Annotated in this window: 2 protein-coding genes and 1 pseudogene; all 3 read right to left on the bottom strand. The window is 61.1% G+C overall.

Annotated elements, in window-relative coordinates; translation table 11 throughout:
- A pseudogene (locus D8V06_RS26365) lies at positions 1–1,550 on the bottom strand (chromosome partitioning protein ParA); the annotation flags it as partial.
- Positions 1,547–2,248 carry an Mks condensin complex protein MksE gene (gene mksE, locus D8V06_RS26360; RefSeq protein WP_056853294.1) on the bottom strand — a complete coding sequence of 234 codons (702 nt, stop codon included), beginning with the start codon at positions 2,246–2,248 and terminating at the stop codon, positions 1,547–1,549. The pseudogene D8V06_RS26365 and the gene mksE, both read right to left, overlap by 4 nt.
- Positions 2,238–3,518, bottom strand: a complete 1,281-nt coding sequence (gene mksB / locus D8V06_RS26355; RefSeq protein WP_056853293.1) for an Mks condensin complex protein MksB — start codon at positions 3,516–3,518, stop codon at positions 2,238–2,240. The genes mksE and mksB overlap by 11 nt, the downstream gene beginning before the upstream one ends.
- Between the last annotated feature and the right edge of the window lie 15 nt (positions 3,519–3,533).

Here is a 3,533-nt window from a genome sequence, read left to right as displayed (position 1 = left end):
TCGGTCTGGGTCTTGCTCGCGGCGCGGTCGGCAGCCACGGCTTGCTGGGTTTTCAGTTGCTTGAGTTCTTTGTCCAGACGCTCTTTCTGATCGCGCAACGCTGCACGGTCGGCCAGCGCCTGCAAGGCTGGCGGCTCGATGTGCGAGATGTCGATGGACAGGCCCGGCACTTCGAAGCGCTCGCCTTTGAAACCGTCGAGGATCAGTTCCACGGATTTCACCCAGTCGCCGTTCTCGTCGAGGGTGATGCCGTGCTCGCCCAATGGCAGGCTGAACAATGCGCTGTTGAACAGGCGCATCAGGCGCTCGACGTCCTGCTGCGAGAACTCTTCGCGCAGGCGCGCATAACTGTTGTTGTCGGCATGGTCGAGTTGCTGCTTGACCGACTTCAGGCGTTTTTCCAGCTCCCGCAGGCGCTCTTCCAGATCTTCGGCGCTGAACTGGCGCGACTGAGCCAGAGCACCGGCCAGTTCATCGTGAGCGTCTTTGGCCGCGAGCAATTGCTGCTCCAGCACTTTGACGTCATCGACCAGGGCAAAGCGGTGCTTGAGCACCGCCAGTTCGCCGAGCCAGCGCTGGATGCCGGTGATTTCCCGCTCCAGACGCATCAATTCCTGGGTGCCGCCACGCTGATCGTTTTGCAGGGCGTCCTGCTCGTTGCGGTAATGCTCGGCCTGAATGGTCAGCTCTTCCTTGCGCGCACTGGCGTAGTCCGACCAGGTGCCCAGCAGGGAATCGAGCAGTGGCGAAATCCGGTGCAGCTTGCCGCGCAGGATGTCGCGCTGCTTCACGCCATTGGCCAACGCTTCGACGAGTGGGCCGGCGGCGACCAGCGAGTTGTAGTCCTGCTCCATCCGTCGTACATCGCGGAAGGCTTCTTCGCACGCGGCAATGTAATCGACGCTACCGGAACGCAGGCTGTGCTCGAACGCATCGAGGAACAATTGCTTGAGCTTGGCCGCGGTAATTTCACGCATGTGCAGCAGGTTGATGAACAACGCGCGGAACGTCTTCAGGCTCTGTTCGCTGGTGGAGCGCAGCGGAATCAGTGTCAGGTCCAGCGGAATCGATGTGTGACCACCGACCAGCAGACGACGCAGTTCATCAGGCTTGAGTTCATAGGCTTTCAGGCCTTCGCGCTCGAGGTTGGTGAACAGTTCTTTCTGACGCAGGCAGGTGTCGTTTTTCTGGTAATGAGCCAGATCGAGCTTACCGGCGTAGGCGAAGAACTGGTGACCGAAACCACCGCCCGGGCCGCGCCCGACCACGCCGATCACGTGTGGGCCGTGGGGCAGGTTCACTTCCACCAGAATGTAACTGGTGTCCGAGGCGAAGTAGAAACGCCGGGATTGTTCCAGGCTGTACTTGCCGAAACTCATGTCCGACATGCGCGCCAGAATCGGGAACTGCAAGGCGTTGATCGAAGCGGATTTACCGAGGTTGTTCGCGCCGTAGACCGACAACGGTTCTTCCAGCGGAAACAGGCCGAGGCTGTAGCCGGCGGTGTTCAGAAGGGCAAAGCGGCGGATGCCGTAACGTTCCTTGCTCATGCGTCGAGCTCCTGTTCTTCGGCAATGGCGCGGGCCAGGGCGTCTTCTTCGCTTTCACTTTCGAATTCGCTCAGGTCCAGCGGGTCGTCGGTCTGCAGCAGTTTTTCGTCGCTGTCTTCGTCGATCAGCACCGGCACGGGCAGTGGCAAGACGCTGTGCAGGCTGGCGGCCAGGTCTCGGTCTTGCTGGACCGACAGGCAGACGTCGAGGAAGCGGTGCATCGGCGGCAGAAAGCGGTAAACGCCGTTTTCTTCGCTGGCGAAACCGAGTTGGGTCATGCGGCGCATGATCTTTTCTTCGAGTTCGTCCTGGGTCTGCACTTCGGCCTGAATGAACAGGTCGCGGTACTTTTCCAGCAACGATGGCAGTTCGTCGCGACCGAGGCTCCCACCGTCGAGCACGGCGATCGGATCGCGCCCCTGATCGGCCAGATGCTCGACGAGGATGAAGGTGAACAGCGCCAGGCGCTGGGCCGTCTTGTTTACCGCGGCAGCGGCGAGGTCCGGTACGAAATAGTAGAAACCACGGGTGTCGCAGACCAGTTCAAAACCCAGTGCCTTGAAGAGTGTGCGGTACTGGTCCTGAAAGTTCGACAGCTGAGCGTACAGCTCCGGATCGCGGCGGCTGACATGGTAACCCTTGAACAGCTCGCGGAAGATCGGCGCCAGTTGGGACAGTTCGGATAGATCAAGATGCATAAGGGGTGCTCGCAGAATCCTCGGTAGCGTCAGGGCCGGCCGAGAGCAGGGCGAAGGAGCGCAGGCTGACCTGGTGCTCATGTGTGAAGTAGTCGCGACGTTCCAGGCGTTCGCGCTTGAAGCGTTTTTCCCTCGACAGGCGCGAGAACCAGTACAGCAATTCGTCGGTGGCGCCGTCCGGTTCCTGTTCCAGCAGCCAGGTCATCAGATCCGGCATCGGCAAGGCGTCCTCGCAGCGCTCGAGCATTTCCCGGACCGTGCGTGGCGCACGCGGGGCATCGCCGCCCTTGTGGGTTTTGTGCGCCTTGGGAAAGCGCGCCGGTTTCGGTTCGAAACGGGCCAAAGCGTACACGTAGGCCTCGACCTGACTGGCGCTGCCGAGAAAGGTGCTTTGCGGGCGGGTGAACATCGGCATGGCCGCTTGCGGTACGGCGTCGATGCCTTTGCGGCGGATCATCGACAGCGCCAGCGCGGCGCCACGGGTCACCGCGTTATGTCGACGTGCTTCTTCGCGCAGCGGCAGCAGCAGTTCGCGGGCGTGACGCAGGGTCAATTGGGCGCTGGTCTGCATTTCGAGGATGCGCGCGTGGGTGCGCAGCAGCATGTCGTCATCGACCAGGTGGCCGAGCCGCTGCTGTTCGCTGAGCATCTTCAGCAGGACGGTCTCGACCTTGCGCACGCCTTGTTCGAAGGCGCCGTCGGCGTTCACCAGATCGATCATCGGTTCGACGTATTCGTCCCAGGTCGCCAGCACTTCAGCGTAACGCTGACGCAGCGGAATCTGTCGGTCGCTGGTTTTCGCCCGTTCGGCGACAGCCACCAGTGCCTGTTCGTCGTTATCGAGCTTTTTCAGTACGTCACGGACGCGCATGTCGAGCAGACGCAATTGACGAGCGAGGTCATTGCCGTCACGGATATCGAATGCATCCTGGATGTAACCGGCCAGACGCTCGAGGTGGCGCAGATAGGCTTCGATCTCCAGGCACAGGCCCAGACGGTGTTCACGGCGCAGATAGGCGAGGAAGTCGTGAATCTGCGCGTTGAGTTCGAAACGGTTCGGGCTTTTCGCCACGGGAACCAGAATATCGAGGCGAATCCACACATCCAGCAGGCTGGTGATGTCCTGCGGCGTACTGTCGAGTTGCTGGGCGGCCAACTGTGAACGCAATTCGTTGAGGCTCAGTGTGCCTTGGTCGAAGTGCTCGCACAGTGGCTCCAGAAGTGCCCAGTGTTCAGCGAGGGCGCGCAAGACGCGCTTGGGTTCGATCATCGGAATGGCCGGCTG

The sequence above is a fragment of the Pseudomonas sp. Sample_24 genome, from assembly GCF_004307605.1.
GTDB lineage: Bacteria > Pseudomonadota > Gammaproteobacteria > Pseudomonadales > Pseudomonadaceae > Aquipseudomonas.
This window is presented reverse-complemented; position numbering and strand designations above follow the sequence as displayed.